Here is an 18,541-nt window from a genome sequence, read left to right on the forward strand (position 1 = left end):
TTTACTGGTAGCTGCGCAGGATGCGGTCGGCTTCGCGCTGCGCGTCCTTGAGCGTCTGGGCCGGGGTCTTGCTGCCGTTGAGCGCGGCCTGCACGGCGTCGTTGAGCAGCTTGGTCACGCGCTGGTTGTCATGCGTGGAGAATTCGGCCACCGACACCGGCAGCTGGTCGCGCGCGACCAGCGCCTGCGGGAATTCCTGGCCGTATTTCTTCAGCGTGGGCGTCTCGTAGGCCGCGGGCGACACCGCCACATAGCCGGTGTCCATGCTCCACTGCGCCGCGCGCTCGGGTTGGGTCACCCACTTGATGAACTCGAACGCCGCCTGCTGCTGCGCGGGCGAGGACTTCTTGAAGATGTAGAAGTTGCCGCCGCCCGTGGGCGAGCCCTTGCGCACGTTGCCGGCGATCTGGCCGACGCCGAAATCGAACTTGGCATTGGCCTTGATATTGGTCAGATTGCCGGTGGTGGTGACGATGATCGCCGCCTTCTGCTCGATGAAATCCTTCGGGGTCGTGCCCCACTCGACCACGCCGCTGGGGTGCACGCCCTGGCGCGCGAGGTTGACCCAGAAGTCCAGCGCCTCGATGACCTTGGGGTGGTCCAGCGTGACCTTGGTGCCGGCCTCGTTGGCCAGCAGCACGCCGTTGGGAGTCGTCAGCGTTTGCAGCATCCAGTAGCCGAAGCCGGTCGAGGGGATCTGGATGCCGTATTGCGTGACCTTGCCGCTCGCGTCCTTGCGCGTGAGCTTCTGCGCCGCTTCGCGCAGTTCCGCCCAGTTCTGGGGCGCGCGGTTCGGATCGAGGCCGGCCTGCTTGAACAGGTCCTTGTTGTAGTACATCACCACCGTGGAGCGCTGGAAGGGCACGCCCCAGGTCTTGCCACCGGTCTGGCTGTTGGCCATGAACGCGGGATAGAAGCTCTTGAGCCAGGCCTGGTCTTCGGCAGTCTTGACGAACTGGTCGATGGGCGCAATGGCGTCTTCGTCGATCAGCGTGAACATGTCGGTCGACAGCAGCACCGAGGTCGCGGGCGGCTTGCCCGACTTGTGCGCCGTGAGCGCCTTGACGATGGTTTCCTGGTAGGTGCCGGCGTAGATCGGCGTGACCTTGATGTTCGGATGCGCCTTCATGAAATCGGCAGCGAAGCCGTCGATGGTCTTGGCAATGGCGCCGCCCACGGCCACCGGGTAGTAGAAGGGCACTTCCACCTGCGCCTGGGCCTGGGCCTGGGCGGAACCCAGCGTGCCCAGGGCCGCGGCCAGGGCCAGGGTCTGGATGAAGGTCTTGCGATGCATGGGAGCTCCTGAAAAGATCAGACAACGAGGCACTGCCGTTGCAATGCCCGAAAAAAAGAGTGCTGGGTCAGCCGCGCGTGGCCAGGCGCAGCCCGTCGCTGCCGAAGAAATGCGTGTCCGCGTCCTGCCAGGCCAGGCGCACCTGCGCGCCCGTGGGCACCTGCTGCGGGCCCGGCGCGCGCACCGTGAGCACTTCGCTGCCGATCTGGCAGCGCAGCACCAGATCGGCGCCCAGATATTCCTGGCCGACGACCCGGGCCTCGAAGCCGGGCTCGCTGTCCAGCACGATGCGGATGGCTTCGGGCCGCAGGCCCAGGCTGCGCACGCTGCCCGCGCCCACGCCGACATCGCTGCCGGCAATGCGGCCGTGCTCCAGCGCAATCAGGTTCATGGCCGGCGTGCCGATGAAGCGCGCCGCGAACTGGCTCGCGGGCCGCGCATACATTTCGCGCGGCGTCGCGCACTGCTCGACGCGCCCCTGGTGCAGCAGCACCACCTGGTCGGCCATGCTCATGGCCTCGGCCTGGTCATGGGTCACGTAGACCACCGTCAGGCCCAGGCGCTGCTGCAGCTCGCGCAGCTCGCTGCGCATTTCCTGGCGCAGCTGGGCATCGAGATTCGAAAGCGGCTCGTCCATCAGGCAGACCCTGGCCTGCGCCACGAGCGCGCGGCCCAGCGCCACGCGCTGCTGCTGGCCGCCCGAGAGCTGGCCCGGCCGCCGGTCGAGCAATGCGGTGAGCCCGAGCAGTTCGGCGGCTTCGGCAAGGCGTTTGGCGGCCTCGGCCGCGGGCACCTTGCGCACCGACAGGCCGAAGCCGATGTTCTGCGCCACCGTCAGATGCGGAAACAGCGCGTAGTTCTGGAACACCATGGCGATGCCGCGCTGCGCCGGCGGCAGGTGGCCGACCTCGCGGCCATCGATGCGCACGCTGCCGGCGCTCGCGGTCTCCAGCCCCGCAATGATGCGCAGCGTCGTCGACTTGCCACAGCCCGAGGGCCCGAGCAGCACGCAGAAAGTTGCCGGTTCGATGCGCAGGTGCAGCGCGCGCAGCGCCGCAGTTGCACCCCAGGACTTTGCGACACCGTCGAGTTCGATCAAGGACATGGCGCCAGTCTAGGCAAGCCACGTGACGAATGGATGTCAATTTTGCAGGTGCTTACCCTGAGGTTGCCAAGTCCTTGCCGCAGTTTGTGACTGCGGCAAGGACCGCGTGTGGCATGTCACTGCGCCGGCAGCACCTTCACCGGCGCATTCGGCGCCTCGCCAAACATCTCCGGCGCATACAGTGCCTCCACACGCGTAGGCGGCAGCGCGAATTCGCCCACATTGCTCACGCGCACGCGGTAGCGCACCTGCATCTCGCCGCGCGGCAGCCACTCGTAGTAGCCGCGCCAGGAGGAGAAGCTGCGCTCCTCGAAGGTGGGCGCCTCGCCTTCCCCGCCCTCGGAGCCGCCGTCCTGCTGTTGCGCGATTTCCGAATCCCGGCCCAGGCCGCTGCCGAGAATCGTCGCGCCTGCAGGGATGGGATCGGTCACCGCGACCCAGCCCATGTCGGCCGTCGCGTTGATGTCGAGGCGCACTTCCAGCACATCGCCGCGGCGGTAGCTGCCTGCGGGAAGCTGCGAGGGGGTGACGCGGGTGACGGTCTTGCGCACGGTGTAACCCGCGCTGAAAGGTTTTTTCAGGGGAATGGCGGCTATCGATTGCAGGGTCAGCCAGGGGGTGCCCGGGCCTTCGTGGGTCACGGTCAACTGGCCTGGGGTCCAGGGGAGGAACATCTGTTGTGTGCCTGGGCTCTGCCCTGAAACGCCCTTCGACAAGCTCAGGGCGAACGGGTTTTGGGCACTGGAAGTAGTAAAAGCACGATCTGACTCCGTTCGTCCTGAGCCCTGAGCCTGTCGAAGGGTCGAAGGATGGACGGCCCCCCGCTCAAGCCCAGCCCAATCCTTTGCCACTGCCTGTGCCCCCAACTTGGCCACCGTGATCCCCCCCACCGGCGCACTCTCCCTTTCCCGCGAAAACGCCTGCAGCGCCAGCACCCCCCAGAGATTGGCAGTGGTGGTGGTCCACGCCCCGCCACGCTGGCGCGCAATCAACCCCAACGCCAGCCGCGGCACATCGTCTTTCCATTCGGGCAGGGTGAGAGCGGTCATCAGCAAGCGCGCGGCGTTGCTGTCCCCGCCCTGCATTTGCCACCACCAGTGGTCGTCCTTCTCGGTGCTGAACACCACCTGGGTGCCCTGGAAGGACAGGCGGCTTTGCAGCAGCTGCTTGGCCTCCTGCAGCCGCGCCTCGCGCTGCGCCACCTGGGGCAGGCGCTGCAGTATCTGCAGCCAGTCGATCAGCGCATGGGTGGGCCACTGCTGCGGCGCGATGCGGATGCTCTCCAGCATGCGCGGCACGGCGCGGCCGTGGCGCGACAGCGCCTCGATGGCGGCGAGCTTGCGCACCTCGAGCGCCAGCGCCTGGTCGTTGCGCGGGTTGCCGGCGGAGCGCTCCAGGCGGCCCTCGACAAACGCGATCAGCGCGCTTTCCATCTGCGCGCGCAGGGCGTCGGGCAGCGCCAGGCGCGGATCGCGGCGCGCGGTTTCGTGGCTGGCGGCCAGCAGGTAGGCCGTCAGCGTGTCGCTGCCGCGGTGCTGCGCGCCACCCGTGGGCGGGAAGTACGACGCCAGGCCGTTCTCGTCGAGATAGCTGGGCATCTTGGCAATCACCTGCTGCCACTGCGCGGCGTCGCCCAGCGCCAGCGCGCGGCTGCTGATCTGCTCCAGGCAGGTGTAGGCATAGCGCAGCCACCAGTGGCGCACGCTGGGCAGGTCGTCGGCCAGGCGCGGCGCCAACGACAGCTGCAGGCCGCCGCGCCCGGGCAACGCGTCGGCGGGCGGCGCCACGGGCACCTGCCACTGGCCGTCGATCTGCACCAGCGTTGCCTGCTGCACCGTCAGCGGCACGGCCGCCTCGATGCGCTGGCGCAGGCGCAGCGCGTCGCGCGCGGGCGGCGCGCCGGGCGTCACATCCTCGGCGTCGATCTCCCAGTCCAGCGCCATCGCCAGGTCGCTGCTGCCCGCGGGCGCCGTGGGCACCGTCACCTCCCACGCCACCTCCTGCGATGCGCCCGCGGCCAGCGCGATGCGCTGCGGCTGCAGCGCCAGGGGCGCTGCGCGCGCCGCCACCTGCACCTGCATGGCGCGGCCGGTGGTGTTGCGCAGCGTGAGCTGGGCGCGGAAACGGTCGCCTTCGCGCACCAGCGGCGGCAGGCCGCTGAGGAGCTGCAGGTCCTGCGTGCTGCGGATGCGCGCGCGCCCGGTGCCGAACTGCTGCGCGCCCACATCGGCCACCGCGACGATCTCGAAGCTGGTCAGCAGATCGTTCAGCGGCACTTTCACCACGGCCTGCCCCTTGGCGTCGAGCACCACGGCCGGCTGCCACAGCAGCACGCTGTCGAAGAGCTCGCGCCGCGGGCTGCGCCCGCCGCCGCCGCCCGCAGGCACGGCCTTGCGGCCGTAGTGGCGCCGGCCGATGACTTCCATCTGCGCCGTTGCGGTCTGCACGCCCCAGGCGCGGCGCGGCAGCATGGCATCGAGCAGGTTCCAGCTGCCATTGGGCATGAGCTCGAGCAGCGCCTGGTCCACGGCCGCAACCGCCACCTCCGCGCCCGCCGCGGGCTGGCCATTGGGCAGCTTCGCCGTGATGGTGACCTGCGCCGTGCCGCGCACCGGATAGCTTTGCTGGTCGGCGCGCACCTGCACATCGAGGCGCTGCGCCGCGGCATCGACCTTGAGTTCGGCCATGCCGAGGCGGAACGCCGGCCGGCTCAGATCGACCAGCGCGGTGGGCGCCGCGTATTCCTTGCCTTCGTGCCAGAAGGCATTCCACCAGGCACGCGGCGATTGATAGCCCCAGGTGAAGAAGCTGTACCAGGGCACTTCGCGCAGCCGCCCGCGCAGCGCCAGCACGCTGACGTAGACATTGGGCCCCCAGCCCTCCTCGACGCGCAGCTCCACCGTCGGGTTCTGGCCTTCGAGCTGCACCACGCGCGTGCTCAGGATGCCCTCGCGCTCGACGCTCACCAGCGCCGTCGCATGCCGAAACGGCATGCGCACCTGCAGCCGCGCGGTCTCGCCGGGGGCGTAGCTGCGCTGCTCGGGCAGCAGCTCCATGCGGTCATGGTCCTCGCCGCCGAACCACAGCTCGCCCTGGCGCGTGACCCACACCGACGTGGCGGCCTGGGCTGCATGGCCCGCGCCGTCGGTGGCCGTGGCGATCAGCTCCACCTCGCCAGCCTGCGCGATCTTCGCCGTGCAGCGCAGCCGGCCCTGCGCATCGCTCTTGCCCGAGCAGACCGTGCCCAGATCCTTGAGCGTGGCCTGGTTGTCGTAGCTGTAGAAGCCGCCCACCAGGCGCTTGCGGGTGCTGGTGGTGATGCGCGCCACGGCCTGCACCTCGAGCGCCACGCCGGCCTGGGGCTTGCCATCGAGTCCCAGCGCCAGCGCCTGGAACTGCATCTCGCGCGCCGTCGAGACCCAGTTCTCGGCCTGGATGCCCGCCACCACCGCCGCCGGCCACAGCGTCTGCGTGCTGCGCAGCGTCTGCACCTCGCCGCTGGGGTCGGCATAGCTGGCCTCGATCAGCAGCTCGCGCGCCTGGCTGCCGCGCGGCAGGGGCTTGAGCTCGATGCGGCCCGCGCCCTGGCGGTCGAGCACCAGCGGCAGCGCATCGGCGATCACGCGCGTGTCCTGCGCCGCGCCGGCCTCTTCGTCATCGCTTTGCGTGCCCTCGGCGGCGGCGCGCGGCGGACTGAAATGGAAATCCTCATGGCCGGCGAACTCCAGGCTGCGGGAACGCACCAGCGCCGACACGCGCACCGGCAGGCCATCGGCCGGGCCGCCCGAGAGGTAGTTGAGCTGCACCTGCACCGGCAGCGTCTCGGCGCGCACCAGCGGTTTCTTGTCGGCGGGACCGATACTGCCCTCGAACACCGGCAGGCGGAATTCCTCGACACGGAAGGATCCGGTGGCCATTGGCTGGAACGAAGGCTGCTCCTGCGGATCGCGCAGTTCCACCTGGTACTCGCCCAGCTTGGCGCCCGCGGGCACCGCGAACCGGCTCTCGGCACTCAGGCCGCCGCTGGCGGTGTTGCGCCAGGCCAAAGGCTGGCGAAAGCTCTGGCCGCTGCCCACATGGGTGATGCGCAGCTCGGCCGGCCGGGGCTTCGGCAGCGCCAGGCCGCCCATGGTCTGCTGGCGCAGCAGATGCTTCATGGAAAGCGTCTCGCCGGCGCGCAGCAGCGTGCGGTCGAAGATGGTGTGCGCGCGCAGGTCGGCAACGGCGTCGCTGCTGGTCGGCACATTGAAGCGCCAGGGCTCGATGCCGCGCTGCCAGTCGCTCCAGGCAAACGCCAGCTCGGGGCCGGCCGCGGTCTGGGCGCGCGCGCTGACGAAATAGGCCGCGTTGCGGTACTGGCAGTTCTGCGGCTCGGGCGACAGGCCGCTGAACTGCGCCAGGCCCTGGGCATCGGTGGTGGCAGTTGCCAGCACCTCGCCCTTGCAGTTCGACACCTGCACCCTGGCGCCGGCCACGACCTGGCCCTTGTCCAGCGTCGTCACCCAGGCCGCGGAATTCTCGCGCCCGAGCTTGAAATGCACCGCCAGATTGGTCACCAGCGCCGAGCTGCGCACGTACATCCGGCGCTGCGCGCCATAGCGCTCATCGAGCAGCGCGGCGCCCAGCAGCGGCGAGGCGATCTCCACCACATGGAAGCCCGGCGCCAGCGGAATGCCGACCACCTCGAAGGGCCGGGGGTCGCCCGGCACGGCCGACGGCAGCGCCATGGCCTTGGCCTCGCGCCGGCCCGCCAGCAGCGACAGCATGCGCGTCTGCACGTAATCGCGGTTGTCCCGGTCGACCACCGGCGGCAGCGGCCCGCGCACATCGCGCCGCGCGCGCTCGCGCGTGATCTGGCTGGTGTCGTAGTCCTGGAGCTTTTGCAGCCAGGCAATGATCTCGGCATCGCTGCGCGGCTCGATCACGCTGACCTGGCCCGCGGGCTGCAGCTGCTGGCCGGCAAGCGCCGCCTCGACCTTGCGCACTGTCACCGGCAGCAGCGCCGGGCCCTCGGGGCCTTCGGCAAAGCGCTCGACGATGCCAAAAGGCGAGGCCGCGAACTTGACCAGCGGCGGCATGTCGGCCGTGGCCACCGTCAGCGGGAAGGCGTCGGCATTGCGCAGCGTGCGCCCGGCCGCGTCCTTGAAGCCCGAGGGCAGCTGCAGCTGGTAGCGGGTCAGCGTCGCCAGCCCTTCGAAGCGCACGCGCTCGACCAGCCCCTGCGGATCGGGGCGCGCGCCGGAATCCTCGTCATCGTCGACCACCGCTTTCAGCGCCGCGCCGCCACCCTGCAGCTGGATGCCTTCGGCCAGCGCGCGCGGCACGGGCGCATTGAAAGACAGCCGAACGGGACGGATCGGCAGACAGGCGGCCTGCGCGTTCTCGCGCTCGCAGCGCAGCTCCGCGGCAAAGGGTTCGCGCACCGTGAAGCCGAATTCCTGCGCGTTGCGGGTCGCTACGCCGGGCGTCGCTACGCCGGGCGTGGCAATGCCGGCGCCCAGCACCAGCCGCATCTTGGCGCCGGCCGTCAGCGTGCGGTTGCAGGCCAGCGTGGCGAACTGCTGCGGCGCGGCCGCGGCGTCCTGGGTCCAGTTCTGCATCTCCAGCAATTGCTTGCGCTCGCCGCCGTCGATCCAGCGCAGCGGAATGCGCTCGCCCACGCCTTCGAGCGCGCAGTAGCCATGGGCCAGCAGCGTCTCGCGCGCCACCGGGCCGTTGAAGCGCAGCACGAAGAACTGCGCCTCGTCGATGGCCTCGTAGGTGGAGGGCGCGATGGACAGCACCTGCGGCCCGCCGGTGCCGAACTGCCAGCGCGCGGTGCCCGTCAGCGCCTGGCCCGAGGGCGATTTGAAGCCCGCGTGCAACTGCGCCGTGCAACGCACGCCCGGCGGCAGCGCGCGCTTGAAATCAAACACCCATTCGCGCTCGCTGGTCCAGCGGCCCGTGCCGGCCGTGGCCTGCGCATCGCTGCACGCCAGCTGCAGCGGCGCCGCCGCCTTGGGGTCGCCAAAGCGCACGGCCGCGGCATCGAACTGCACGCGCACCTGGTGCACTTTTCCAACCTCGCCTTGCGGGCTGAACTGGTTCACGGCCAGCGCCAGTGCGTTGCCGGCGCACAGGGCCAATGCGGCGCTTGACCATTGCTTGAATCCCATGGATGTTCCCCTCTCGGTCCGGCTGGGCCGGAAATGGCGAGCGCTCTTGGTGGCGGTGCTAACGTTGTTCCGCTCAATACTCGTCAAAAAACCGTTCGTCCTGAGCCTGTCGAGGGATGGACGGCCCACTCTCTATCTTGAAAGCAGGCCGTCCATGGTTCGACATGGCTCACCACGAACGGTTTTTCGTGCTGCCTTTCAGGGCGCATCGATAGATGATGGAGGCGCTTGCGCGTTCCGCATAAAAAACCCTGCATAAGTGCAGGGTTTTATCTCACTGCGGCTGAAACCCGCTTCTGCGGATGATCCCGGTCCAGGCCCGCGTATACGCCCGCTCCCGCTGCGCCAGCTGCGCAGGCGCCATATGGCCCACGGTCAGCCCCAGCGCCGTCAGTTGCTCGCGCACCTCGGGAAGCTGCAGCACCCTGGAAATCGCCGCCGAGAAGCGCTCGATGAAGGCGGCAGGCGTGCCCCGGGGCGCATAGATGCCGTAATACGGCAGGTCCTCGTACCCCTTCACCCCCTGCTCCGCCAGCGTCGGAACCTCGGGCATCGCGGCCTGGCGCCGCTCGCCCAGCACCGCGATCACGCGGATCTTGCCCGCGCGGTGGTTCTCGATGAAATCCTGCACCGAGCCGATGCCCGCGGGGATCTGGTGGCCCAGCATGTCGGCGAGCATCGGAGCGCTGCCGCGGTAGGGTGCGGCCACGAGGTCGAGCTCGAAGCGCTCCGACAGCTGCTTGACCAGGAACTCCGGCGTCGAGGCCGGCGCGGGAATGCCCACGGCGCTCTTGCCGCCCTGCTGGCGCACCCACTGCACGTACTCGGCCAGATTGCGCGCCGGCGTCTGGCTCGAGACGGCCAGCGCGTTCACGAAGGTCGCGATGCCGGCCACCGGCACGAAATCCTGCTCCGGATCGAAACCGGGCTTGCGCACCACCTGCGGCAGGATGGAGATCGTGTGGTCGTGCGACAGGAACAGCGTATGGCCGTCGGCCGGCGCGCTCTTGAGCAGCTGCGCGGCGATCTGCCCGCCCGCGCCGGGGCGGTTGTCGACCAGCACCGTCAGGCCCAGCGCATCGCGCAACTTCTCCGCCAGCAGGCGCGCGATGGCGTCGGAGCCTCCGCCGGGCGGAAAACCCACCAGGATGCGTATCGGCTGGGGATCGGCCGCATGGATGGGCCCCCAGGCCGCCACGCTGGACAGCACGGCGGCATGGGACAGAAGACGGCGTCGCGTAAGGCGCATGTGTGGCACTCCAGTGGAAATCCGCCAGCGTCAGGCCAGGCGTGCCTGGTGGCGCGCCAGCTGCGCGCGCACCTGCGCCGGCGCCGTGCCGCCCAGGGTGTTGCGCGCATTGAGCGAGCCGCGCAGGCTGAGGCACTCGAACACGTCCTGCTCGATCTGCGGGTGGAAGCCCTGCAGCGTCGCCAGCGGCAGCTCCGACAGGTCCACGCCCTCGCTGATCGCGGCCTTGACGGCATGCGCCACGGTCTCGTGCGCATCGCGGAAAGGCAGGCCCTTCTTGACCAGGTAGTCGGCCAGATCGGTGGCGGTGGCATAGCCCCTGAGCGCGGCTTGCTCCATCGCCTCGGCATTGACGCTGATGCCGCCCTCCTTCCTGCCCGTGGCCGGGTTCAGCTGGCCGCCGACCATCTCGCTGAAGATGCGCAGGGTGTCCTTGAGCGTGTCGACGGTGTCGAACAGCGGCTCCTTGTCTTCCTGGTTGTCCTTGTTGTAGGCCAGCGGCTGGCCCTTCATCAGCGTGATCAGGCCCATCAGGTGGCCGACCACGCGGCCGGTCTTGCCGCGCGCCAGTTCCGGCACGTCGGGGTTCTTCTTCTGCGGCATGATCGAGGAGCCGGTCGTGAAGCGGTCGGCAATGCGGATGAAGCCGAAGTTCTGGCTCATCCACAGGATCAGCTCTTCCGAGAAGCGGCTGATGTGCACCATGCACAGCGCGGCGGCGGCGCTGAACTCGATGGCGAAGTCGCGGTCGCTCACGGCGTCCAGGCTGTTCTGGCACACGCCTTCCATGCCCAGCGTGCGCGCCACGCGCTCGCGGTCCAGCGGGTAGGTGGTGCCGGCGAGCGCTGCTGCGCCCAGCGGCAGCACGTTGACGCGGCGGCGCACGTCGGCCATGCGCTCGGCGTCGCGCTGGAACATCTCCACATAGGCCAGCAGGTGGTGGCCGAAGCTCACCGGCTGCGCCACCTGCAGGTGGGTGAAGCCCGGCAGGATCACCTCGACATGGCGCTCGGCGGTCTCCACCAGCGACTTCTGCAGCTCTGCGAGCAGGCCGCCGATGACGTCGATCTCGCCGCGCAGCCACAGGCGCACGTCGGTGGCGACCTGGTCGTTGCGGCTGCGGCCGGTGTGCAGCCGCTTGCCCGCGTCGCCGACGAGCTGCGTCAGGCGCGCCTCGATGTTCAGGTGCACGTCCTCCAGGTCGAGCTTCCACTCGAAGCCGCCGGACTCGATCTCCGAGGTGATCTGCGCCATGCCCCTCTGGATCGAGGCATGGTCATCGCCGGAGATGATGCCCTGCGCGGCCAGCATCTCGGCGTGCGCCAGGCTGCCCATGATGTCGGCCTGCCACAGGCGCTTGTCGAAGAACACGCTCGAGGTGTAGCGCTTGACCAGGTCGCTCATGGGCTCGGAAAACAGCGCCGACCAGGCCTGGGCCTTGGTGTCGAGCTGGTTGTGGGAAGGTTGCGAGGTGGAGCTGTTGGACATGGAAGGGCAATAATCAGAGGGTTCAAGGCAGCCGGAAAATCCGGCTGCCGCAATGCGAGACATGCAAATTTTATCGACCCCGCCCGCCTCCGTCGCCTCCGGCCCCGCACTAGCCCCCACGGCGGGTGCGGCGCAGCGCGTTCTGGTGTTCGATGCCTGCCATGTGGGCGTGGTGCTGCGCGCGGTCCTGTTCGTGCAGCTCGTGGTTGCCACGGCCGCGCTTTTCAGCGCCGCCACGCCGCTGGAATGGCTCGCGCGCATGGCGCTGTTCACCAGCGGCACCCTGCCCGGCACGCTGCTGTGGCTGGTGGTGGCCTGCGGTTTCAAGCGCCTGCTGCAGCGGCTGCCGAGGCAGGCGCAGTACGCGGCAGGCATGGGCCTGGGCGCGCTGTGCGGGCTCCATGCCTGCGCCATGCTCTGGCTGCTGGGCGACGGCTTGCGTGCGCCCTGGCTGGCCAGTGCCGCCGGCGGCATGCTGCTGGCGGCGCTGCTGGTGGCGGCGCTGCAGCTGCGCGCGCGCGCCCGGGCGCCGGCGGCCACCACCGCGCGGCTGGCCGAGCTGCAGTCGCGCATCCGCCCGCATTTCCTGTTCAACACGCTCAACAGCGCCATCGCGCTGGTGCGTGCCGAGCCGGCGCAGGCCGAGGCGCTGCTGGAAGACTTGAGCGACCTGTTCCGCGCGGCGCTGGCCGAGCCCCATGCCAGCACCACGCTGGACGAGGAAATCGCGCTGGCGCAGCGCTACCTGGCGATCGAGCAGGTGCGCTTCGGCGCGCGGCTGCGCGCGCATTGGCAGCTCGACCCGCAAGCCGGCGGCGCGCGGCTGCCGCCGCTGCTGCTGCAGCCGCTGGTGGAGAACGCCATCCGCCACGGCATCGAGCCCAGCGCCGAGGGCGGCACGCTGGTGCTCACGACCGCATTGCGCCACGGCCGCGCCGAGATCACCATCACCAACAGCCTGCCGCCCGGCCCCGCGCCGGCCACGCGCGGCCATGGCATCGCGCTGCGCAACGTGCGCGAGCGTTTGTCGCTGCTGCATGACCTGCAGGCCGAGTTCAGCGCCGGCAGCCACCAGGGCGGCTGGCGCGTGCGCATCCTCCTGCCGCTGGAGAAAAGCGCATGAACTCCCCGCTGCACATCCTGCTGGTCGATGACGAGGCGCTGGCGCGCAGCCGGCTGCGCACGCTGCTGGCCGATGCCGCGCGCGCCGACCCCGCGCTGCCGCCCATGGTCGTGGAAGAGGCCGCGGACGGCGCCCAGGCCTGGGCATCGCTGCAGGCAGCTTCCTTCGAACTGGTGCTGCTGGACATCCACATGCCCGGCCAGGGCGGGCTGTCGCTGGCCGCGCGCCTGCGGGAGCTGCCGCGCGCGCCGGCGCTGGTGTTCGTCACCGCCGACAGCCTGCATGCCGTCAATGCCTTCGAACTCGAAGCGCTGGACTACCTCACCAAGCCGGTGCGCCTGGGCCGGCTGCAAGTGGCGCTGGGCCGGCTGATGCGCCAGCGCGCCGCCCTGCCGCCGCCCAGCCCCGGCATGCTGCTGATCCAGGACCGCGGGCGCACCGAACGCGTGCCGCTGGAGGAAGTGCTGTACTTCAAGGCCGAGCTCAAATACCTGACGGTGCGCACCGCCACGCACAGCTACATCCTCGACAGCGCGCTGGGCGAGCTCGAAGCGCGCCACGGCGCGCAGTTCCTGCGCATCCACCGCAACGCGCTGGTCGCGCGCCACGCGCTGCGCGCGCTGCAAAAGCACCACGACCCCGAGGAGGGCGAAGGCTGGGCCGTGCGCCTGCAGGGCATCGAGGAGCCGCTGGCGGTATCGCGCCGCCAGCTCGCCAGCGTGCGCGCGGCGCTGCGCGAGGCCGCGGATTCAGTGTGAGTGGGCCAGGCCGCTGACCACCGTGACCAGCACCATGCCCGCCACCAGCCACGCGATCTGCGCCACCGTCTCGCGTGCCGTGAGGCGCCTTTGCAGCTGCGGGATCAGATCGGCCAGCGCCACATAGACGAAGCTGCTGGACGCCAGCACCAGGAAATACGGCAGCCAGTCCTGCAGCTGCCCGACCAGGAAATAGCCGGCAATGCCGCCCAGCGCCGTCACGGCGCCCGCCAGCGAGACCTTGATCAGCGCCACGCGCCGGTTGCTGCTGGCATTGCGCAGCACCACCAGGTCGCCGATGTGGTGCGGCACCTCGTGCGCCAGCACCGAGGCCGCCGCGATCAGGCCCAGGCGCATGTCGGCCAGGAAGGCCGAGGCGATCAGCACGCCGTCGCCAAAGCAATGCACGCTGTCGCCGGTGAGCACCGCCCAGCCGCCGCCCGAGGTCTTGCCATGGCCATGGTGGTCGTGGCCATGCGCGTGATCGTGCAGGTGCGCATGCGAATGGCTGGGATGGTTGTCGTGGCCGTGGCCATGCTCGTGGCCATGGTGCCAGAGCTCGGCCTTGTCGAGCAGGAAGAAGAAGACCACGCCGACCAGCAGCGTGAGGAACAGGTCATGCGCGCCGGCCTCGCTCTCGAAGGCTTCGGGCAGCAGGTGCATGAAGGCGGTGGCCAGCAGCGCGCCCGCCGCCAGGCTCAGCAGCCGCTGCGGCATCATGCCGCCGTTCTTCGATGACACGCCCACGCGCATGAGCAGCGCCGCCACCCACACGCTGCCGATGCCCGCGGCCAGGGTGGCCAGAATGATTGCTGCCAAGGTCATAGCTGTTTTTTCTTTTCGATGGCCCCAGGGGCCGAGCCGGGTGATTTTGGCAGAAGAGCGGGCGGTGCGTGGGCGGGAGCGGAAAACTGGAGTGCTGGCCGTTCATGGTTTGACGGGGCCGCCCAGGCAGGCTCAGAGCGAACGAATACGGAACCGTTCGTGGTGAGCCTGTCGAACCATGGACGGCCTGTCCTCAAAACTTGAGCACTGGCCGTGCACCCTTCGACGGGCTCAGGGCGAACGGATAAGTCAGCCGGCCAGATGAATCCGCGCCTGATAGCCCATCCAAACCCTCAATGCGCCTTGTCCCAGTTCGGCCCCACGCCAACCTCCGCCAACAACGGCACCTTCAGCTGCCCCACCCCCGCCATCAGCCGCGGAATCTCGCTGCGCAGCCATTCCACATCGCCCTCGGGCAGCTCGAACACCAGTTCATCGTGCACCTGCAGCACGACCTGCACCGTGGGACGGTGCGCGTCGAGCTCGGCCTGCACCGCGACCATGGCCATCTTGATCAGGTCGGCGGCCGTGCCCTGCATCGGCGCGTTGATCGCCTGGCGCTCGGCGGCCTTCTTGCGCGGGCCGTTGCCGCCGTTGATGTCGGGCAGGTACAGGCGCCGCCCCAGCACGGTCTCGACATAGCCATGGGCGCGCGCGAATTCCACGGTCTCGTCCATGTAGCGCTTGACGCCGGGATAGCGCTGGAAATAGCGGTCGATGTAGGCCGCCGCGGCCTTGCTCTCGATGCCCAGGTTCTTCGCCAAGCCGAAGCTGCTCATGCCGTAGATCAGGCCGAAGTTGATGACCTTGGCATAGCGGCGCTGCTCGCTGCTGACCTGCTCGACCTCCACGCCGAACACCTCGGCGGCCGTCGCCCGGTGCACGTCGGCGCCTTCCTGGAAGGCGCGCAGCAGCGATTCGTCGCCCGACAGGTGCGCCATGATGCGCAGCTCGACCTGCGAGTAGTCGGCGCTGGCAATGACATGGCCCGGCGGCGCGACGAAGGCCTCGCGCACGCGCCGGCCCTCGGGGGTGCGGATCGGAATGTTCTGCAGGTTGGGCTCGTTGCTCGACAGGCGGCCCGTCACCGCCACCGCCTGCGCGTAATGGGTGTGGACGCGGCCCGTGCGCGGCAGCGCCAGCTGCGCCAGCTTGTCGGTGTAGGTGCCCTTGAGCTTGGACAGGCTGCGGTGCTCGAGCAGCTTGGCCGGCAGCGGGTAGTCGGCGGCGAGCTTCTCCAGCACCTCCTCGTCGGTGCTGCGCGCGCCGGTCGCGGTCTTCTTCACCACCGGCATGCCCAGCTTGTCGAAGAAGATCTCGCCGAGCTGCTTGGGGCTCGACAGATTGAAGGGCTGGCCGGCGATCTCGAAGGCTTCGGCCTCGAGCTGCACGATGCGCTGGCCCAGCTCGTTGCTCTGCCTGGCGAGCGCGGCCGCGTCGATCAGCACGCCATTGCGCTCGATGCGGAACAGCGCCTCGCTGGTCTGCAGCTCCAGGTCATACACGGCGCGCAGCGCGGTTTCCTTCTCCAGCTGCGGCCAGAGCACGCGGTGCACATCGAGCGTCTGGTCCGAGTCCTCGCAGGAATAGGCCGCGGCCTTGTCCACCGGCACCTGCGCGAACGGGATCTGGCTCGCGCCCTTGCCGCACAGGTCCTCGTAGCTGGTGCCGGTGCGGTTGGTATGGCGCAGCGCCAGGCTCGCCAGCCCGTGCGGGCGGTGCACTTCCAGCACATAGCTCTGCAGCATGGTGTCGTGCATGTAGCCGCGCACGTCGATGCCGTGGTTGGCGAACACATGGCGGTCGTACTTGATGTGCTGGCCCAGCTTCGGGCGCTCGGGATTCTCCAGCCACGGCTTGAGGCGCGCCAGCACTTCCTCGAAGGGCAGCTGCTGCGGCACGTCCAGCCCCTCGTGGCGCAGCGGCACATAGGCCGCCGCGCCGGGCTCGACGCTGAAGCTGATGCCGACGATCTGCGCCTGCAGCTCGTCCAGCGAGGTGGTTTCGGTGTCGAGCGCGGTGAGCTCGGCCGCCTCGATCTTCGCCAGCCAGGCATCGAAGCTGTCCCAGGTCAGGATCACGTCGTAGTCGACGCTGCGCTGCTGCGCGGCCGCCGCTTCCTCGCTGGCCTCGGCCGATTCCTGCTGCTCGAACATGTCGCCCTGGTCAGCATGCCTGGAGGATTTGCCCTTGGCCTTGGGGGCGGCTTCGGCGGCAGCGGCTTCGGCCCGGTTCTCCAGCGCCATCGCCAGGCCGCGGAAACCATACTCGACATAGAAATCATGCAGCGCCCGGTCCTCGGGCGCGCGCCAGGCCAACGCGTCCAGCGCGGGCAGGCCCACGACATGCTCCACCAGATCGCAGTCGGTCTTGATGGTCACCAGCTTGCGCCCCGTGGGCAGCCAGTCGAGGCTGCCGCGCAGGTTCTGCCCGGCCACGCCCTTGATCTCGTCGGCGCGCGCCAGCAGCGCGTCGAGCGAGCCGTATTCGTTGAGCCACTTGGCGGCGGTCTTGGGGCCGACCTTGGGCACGCCGGGCACGTTGTCGACCGTGTCGCCGACCAGCGTCTGGTAGTCGATCATCAGCGACGGTGGCACGCCGAACTCGGCCGTCACGCCGGCCACGTCGCGCACCTTGCCGTTCATGGTGTCGATGATGGTGATGTTCTCGTCCACCAACTGGCTCAGGTCCTTGTCGCCGCTCGAGACCACCACGCGCACGCCCTGGCGCGAGGCCACCTGGGCCAGCGTGCCGATCACGTCGTCGGCCTCGACGCCGTCGATCGCCAGCACCGGCCAGCCGAGCATGCGCACCACGGCATGGATCGGCTCGATCTGCGCGCGCAGGTCGTCGGGCATGGGCGAGCGGTGCGCCTTGTATTCGGGATAGATCGCGTCGCGGAAGGTCGGACCGCTGGCATCGAAGATGCAGACCGCATAATCCGCCGGCACCTCGCGCTTGAGCGAGTGCAGCATGTTGATCATGCCGCGGATGGCGCCCGTGGCGGGGCTCGTCGGGTCGCCCGGACGCGCGCGCAGGTCCGGCATGGCGTGATAGGCGCGGTAGAGATAGCTGGAGCCATCGACCAGCACCAGTGTCTTGGAATTGCTCATGCATGGATTGTGCACGCCCCGCGGCCGGCTACCCATCGATTTCCCCAGGCCCTACAATCCCCCCATGCGCGCCGCCCCCCTCCTCCTCCTCCTCAGCCTGGCTGCCAGCCCGGTGCTGGCCCAGAATTCGCCTGCCGCTGCCCAAGCCCCTGATGCGGCCACAGCGACCGAAGCGTCCCGGACGCGCGCGGCGCCGCCCGACAGAACCAACCAGCGCGTCGAGCGTATCCGCGTCGAGGACGAAGGCAGCCGCGTCGACGAACTGCGCGTCGGCGGCCAGACGCGCAGCATCACCGTCACGCCCAAGGTCGGCGAGATGCCCGCCTACGAGGTCCAGCCCAGCGAAGGCGTGCGCAACCGCAGCCGCAGCGGCTCCGACACCACGGGCCCGCGGGTGTGGAACATCCGCCAGTTCTAAGCGCTTTCCCTTTTTCCTTCTTTGCCGCGCCGCCCCCGGGGCGCGCCTTTGCCATGGCCGTTTTCACCGAAGTCTCCGAAAAAGAGGCGCGCGACCTGCTGCGCCACCTGCCGCTGGGCACCTTCCAGAGCCTGCGCGGCATCCAGGGCGGCATCGAGAACACCAATTACTTCCTGACGACCGACCAGGGGGAATGGGTGCTGACGCTGTTCGAGCGCCTCACGGCGCAGCAGCTGCCCTTCTACCTGTACCTGATGAAGCATCTGGCACACGCCGGCATTCCCGTGCCCGACCCGCAGGCCAACCGCACGAGCGGCGACATCCTGCTGCGCGTGTGCGGCAAGCCCGCGGCCGTGGTCAACCGGCTGCGCGGCAGCAGCCAGCTGGCGCCCGCGCCGGTGCACTGCGCGGCCGTCGGCGAGATGCTCGCGCGCATGCATCTCGCGGGGCGCAACTTCGAGCGCCAGCAGCCCAATCTGCGCGGCCTGCCCTGGTGGAACGAAACCGCGCCGGTGGTGCTGCCCCATCTGGACGGCGGCCTGGTGGAGCTGCTGCAGTCGGAGCTGGCCTATCAGAACCACATCGCCGCTTCCTCGGCGTATGCGGCGCTGCCGCGCGGCCCGGTGCATGCCGACCTGTTCCGCGACAACGTCATGTTCGACGGCGAGCAGCTCACGGGCTTCTTCGACTTCTACTTCGCCGGCATCGACAGCTGGCTCTTCGATCTCGCGGTCTGCCTCAACGACTGGTGCATCGACCATGCGACAGGCGCGCACGACGCGCCGCGCGCCCAGGCCATGCTGGCCGCCTACCAGCGCGTGCGCCCGCTGACGGGCGCCGAGCGCCAGCTGCTCAACGCCCAGCTGCGCGCGGGCGCGCTGCGCTTCTGGATCTCGCGCCTGTGGGACTTCTACCTGCCGCGCGAGGCCGCCATGCTCACGCCGCATGACCCACGGCATTTCGAGCGGGTGCTGCGCCAGCGCATTGCGCATCCGATGCAGCTGGACTGACGG

The 18,541-nt window shown here is 69.4% G+C and carries 11 protein-coding genes; 4 read left to right on the plus strand and 7 right to left on the minus strand.

The window, feature by feature from the left end:
• Nucleotide 1 precedes the first annotated feature (1 nt).
• The 5 genes from M9799_RS04465 to argH all read right to left on the minus strand — a co-directional run bounded on the left by M9799_RS04465 (nucleotide 2) and on the right by argH (nucleotide 11,291).
• A complete protein-coding gene (locus M9799_RS04465) occupies nucleotides 2-1,294 on the minus strand; it encodes an ABC transporter substrate-binding protein (protein WP_231043964.1) in 1,293 nt (430 codons plus the stop codon).
• Nucleotides 1,295-1,361: 67 nt separating this feature from the next.
• A complete protein-coding gene (locus M9799_RS04470; protein ID WP_231043963.1) occupies nucleotides 1,362-2,399 on the minus strand; it encodes an ABC transporter ATP-binding protein in 1,038 nt (345 codons plus the stop codon).
• A gap of 116 nt (nucleotides 2,400-2,515) precedes the next feature.
• The gene (locus M9799_RS04475) at nucleotides 2,516-8,554 is read right to left on the minus strand and encodes an alpha-2-macroglobulin family protein (RefSeq protein ID WP_231043962.1); all 6,039 of its coding nucleotides are present in this window, start codon (nucleotides 8,552-8,554) and stop codon (nucleotides 2,516-2,518) included.
• Between the two features lie 274 nt (nucleotides 8,555-8,828).
• Entirely contained in the window at nucleotides 8,829-9,803 is a 975-nt protein-coding gene (locus tag M9799_RS04480; RefSeq protein WP_231043961.1) for a Bug family tripartite tricarboxylate transporter substrate binding protein, read from the minus strand.
• A 30-nt stretch (nucleotides 9,804-9,833) separates the two neighbouring features.
• Nucleotides 9,834-11,291 (minus strand): argininosuccinate lyase, encoded by a 1,458-nt coding sequence (argH, locus tag M9799_RS04485; RefSeq protein ID WP_231043960.1) that lies wholly within the window; start codon nucleotides 11,289-11,291, stop codon nucleotides 9,834-9,836.
• A gap of 52 nt (nucleotides 11,292-11,343) precedes the next feature.
• Here argH and M9799_RS04490 point away from each other — a divergent pair, with 52 nt between their 5' ends.
• Both M9799_RS04490 and M9799_RS04495 read left to right on the plus strand, forming a co-directional pair.
• Entirely contained in the window at nucleotides 11,344-12,414 is a 1,071-nt protein-coding gene (locus M9799_RS04490) for a sensor histidine kinase (protein WP_231043959.1), read from the plus strand.
• A gap of 8 nt (nucleotides 12,415-12,422) precedes the next feature.
• Nucleotides 12,423-13,172 (plus strand): LytR/AlgR family response regulator transcription factor, encoded by a 750-nt coding sequence (locus tag M9799_RS04495; RefSeq protein WP_231044219.1) that lies wholly within the window; start codon nucleotides 12,423-12,425, stop codon nucleotides 13,170-13,172.
• Here M9799_RS04495 and M9799_RS04500 read toward each other — a convergent pair.
• Together M9799_RS04500 and polA are read right to left on the minus strand one after the other, a co-directional pair.
• Entirely contained in the window at nucleotides 13,164-13,997 is an 834-nt protein-coding gene (locus tag M9799_RS04500; RefSeq protein WP_255662673.1) for a ZIP family metal transporter, read from the minus strand. The two genes, M9799_RS04495 and M9799_RS04500, sit on opposite strands and share 9 nt — an antisense overlap.
• A gap of 293 nt (nucleotides 13,998-14,290) precedes the next feature.
• Nucleotides 14,291-17,110 carry a DNA polymerase I gene (gene polA / locus M9799_RS04505; protein ID WP_231043958.1) on the minus strand — a complete coding sequence of 940 codons (2,820 nt, stop codon included), beginning with the start codon at nucleotides 17,108-17,110 and terminating at the stop codon, nucleotides 14,291-14,293.
• A gap of 64 nt (nucleotides 17,111-17,174) precedes the next feature.
• Here polA and M9799_RS04510 point away from each other — a divergent pair, with 64 nt between their 5' ends.
• Both M9799_RS04510 and M9799_RS04515 read left to right on the plus strand, forming a co-directional pair.
• Nucleotides 17,175-17,528, plus strand: coding sequence for a hypothetical protein (locus tag M9799_RS04510; protein ID WP_231043957.1), 354 nt, complete (start codon nucleotides 17,175-17,177; stop codon nucleotides 17,526-17,528).
• Between the two features lie 53 nt (nucleotides 17,529-17,581).
• The gene (locus tag M9799_RS04515) at nucleotides 17,582-18,538 is read left to right on the plus strand and encodes a homoserine kinase (RefSeq protein ID WP_231043956.1); all 957 of its coding nucleotides are present in this window, start codon (nucleotides 17,582-17,584) and stop codon (nucleotides 18,536-18,538) included.
• The last annotated feature ends 3 nt before the right edge of the window (nucleotides 18,539-18,541 follow it).

The organism is Comamonas endophytica (assembly GCF_023634805.2).
Lineage (GTDB): Bacteria > Pseudomonadota > Gammaproteobacteria > Burkholderiales > Burkholderiaceae_C > Comamonas > Comamonas endophytica.

Bases quoted from the DNA above. Each gene is read 5' to 3' on its own strand.
- M9799_RS04465 (WP_231043964.1), bottom strand. From the start codon at position 1,294: ATGCATCGCAAGACCTTCATCCAGACCCTGGCCCTGGCCGCGGCCCTG.
- M9799_RS04470 (WP_231043963.1), bottom strand. From the start codon at position 2,399: ATGTCCTTGATCGAACTCGACGGTGTCGCAAAGTCCTGGGGTGCAACT.
- M9799_RS04475 (WP_231043962.1), bottom strand. From the start codon at position 8,554: ATGGGATTCAAGCAATGGTCAAGCGCCGCATTGGCCCTGTGCGCCGGC.
- M9799_RS04480 (WP_231043961.1), bottom strand. From the start codon at position 9,803: ATGCGCCTTACGCGACGCCGTCTTCTGTCCCATGCCGCCGTGCTGTCC.
- argH (WP_231043960.1), bottom strand. From the start codon at position 11,291: ATGTCCAACAGCTCCACCTCGCAACCTTCCCACAACCAGCTCGACACC.
- M9799_RS04490 (WP_231043959.1), top strand. From the start codon at position 11,344: ATGCGAGACATGCAAATTTTATCGACCCCGCCCGCCTCCGTCGCCTCC.
- M9799_RS04500 (WP_255662673.1), bottom strand. From the start codon at position 13,997: ATGACCTTGGCAGCAATCATTCTGGCCACCCTGGCCGCGGGCATCGGC.
- polA (WP_231043958.1), bottom strand. From the start codon at position 17,110: ATGAGCAATTCCAAGACACTGGTGCTGGTCGATGGCTCCAGCTATCTC.
- M9799_RS04510 (WP_231043957.1), top strand. From the start codon at position 17,175: ATGCGCGCCGCCCCCCTCCTCCTCCTCCTCAGCCTGGCTGCCAGCCCG.
- M9799_RS04515 (WP_231043956.1), top strand. From the start codon at position 17,582: ATGGCCGTTTTCACCGAAGTCTCCGAAAAAGAGGCGCGCGACCTGCTG.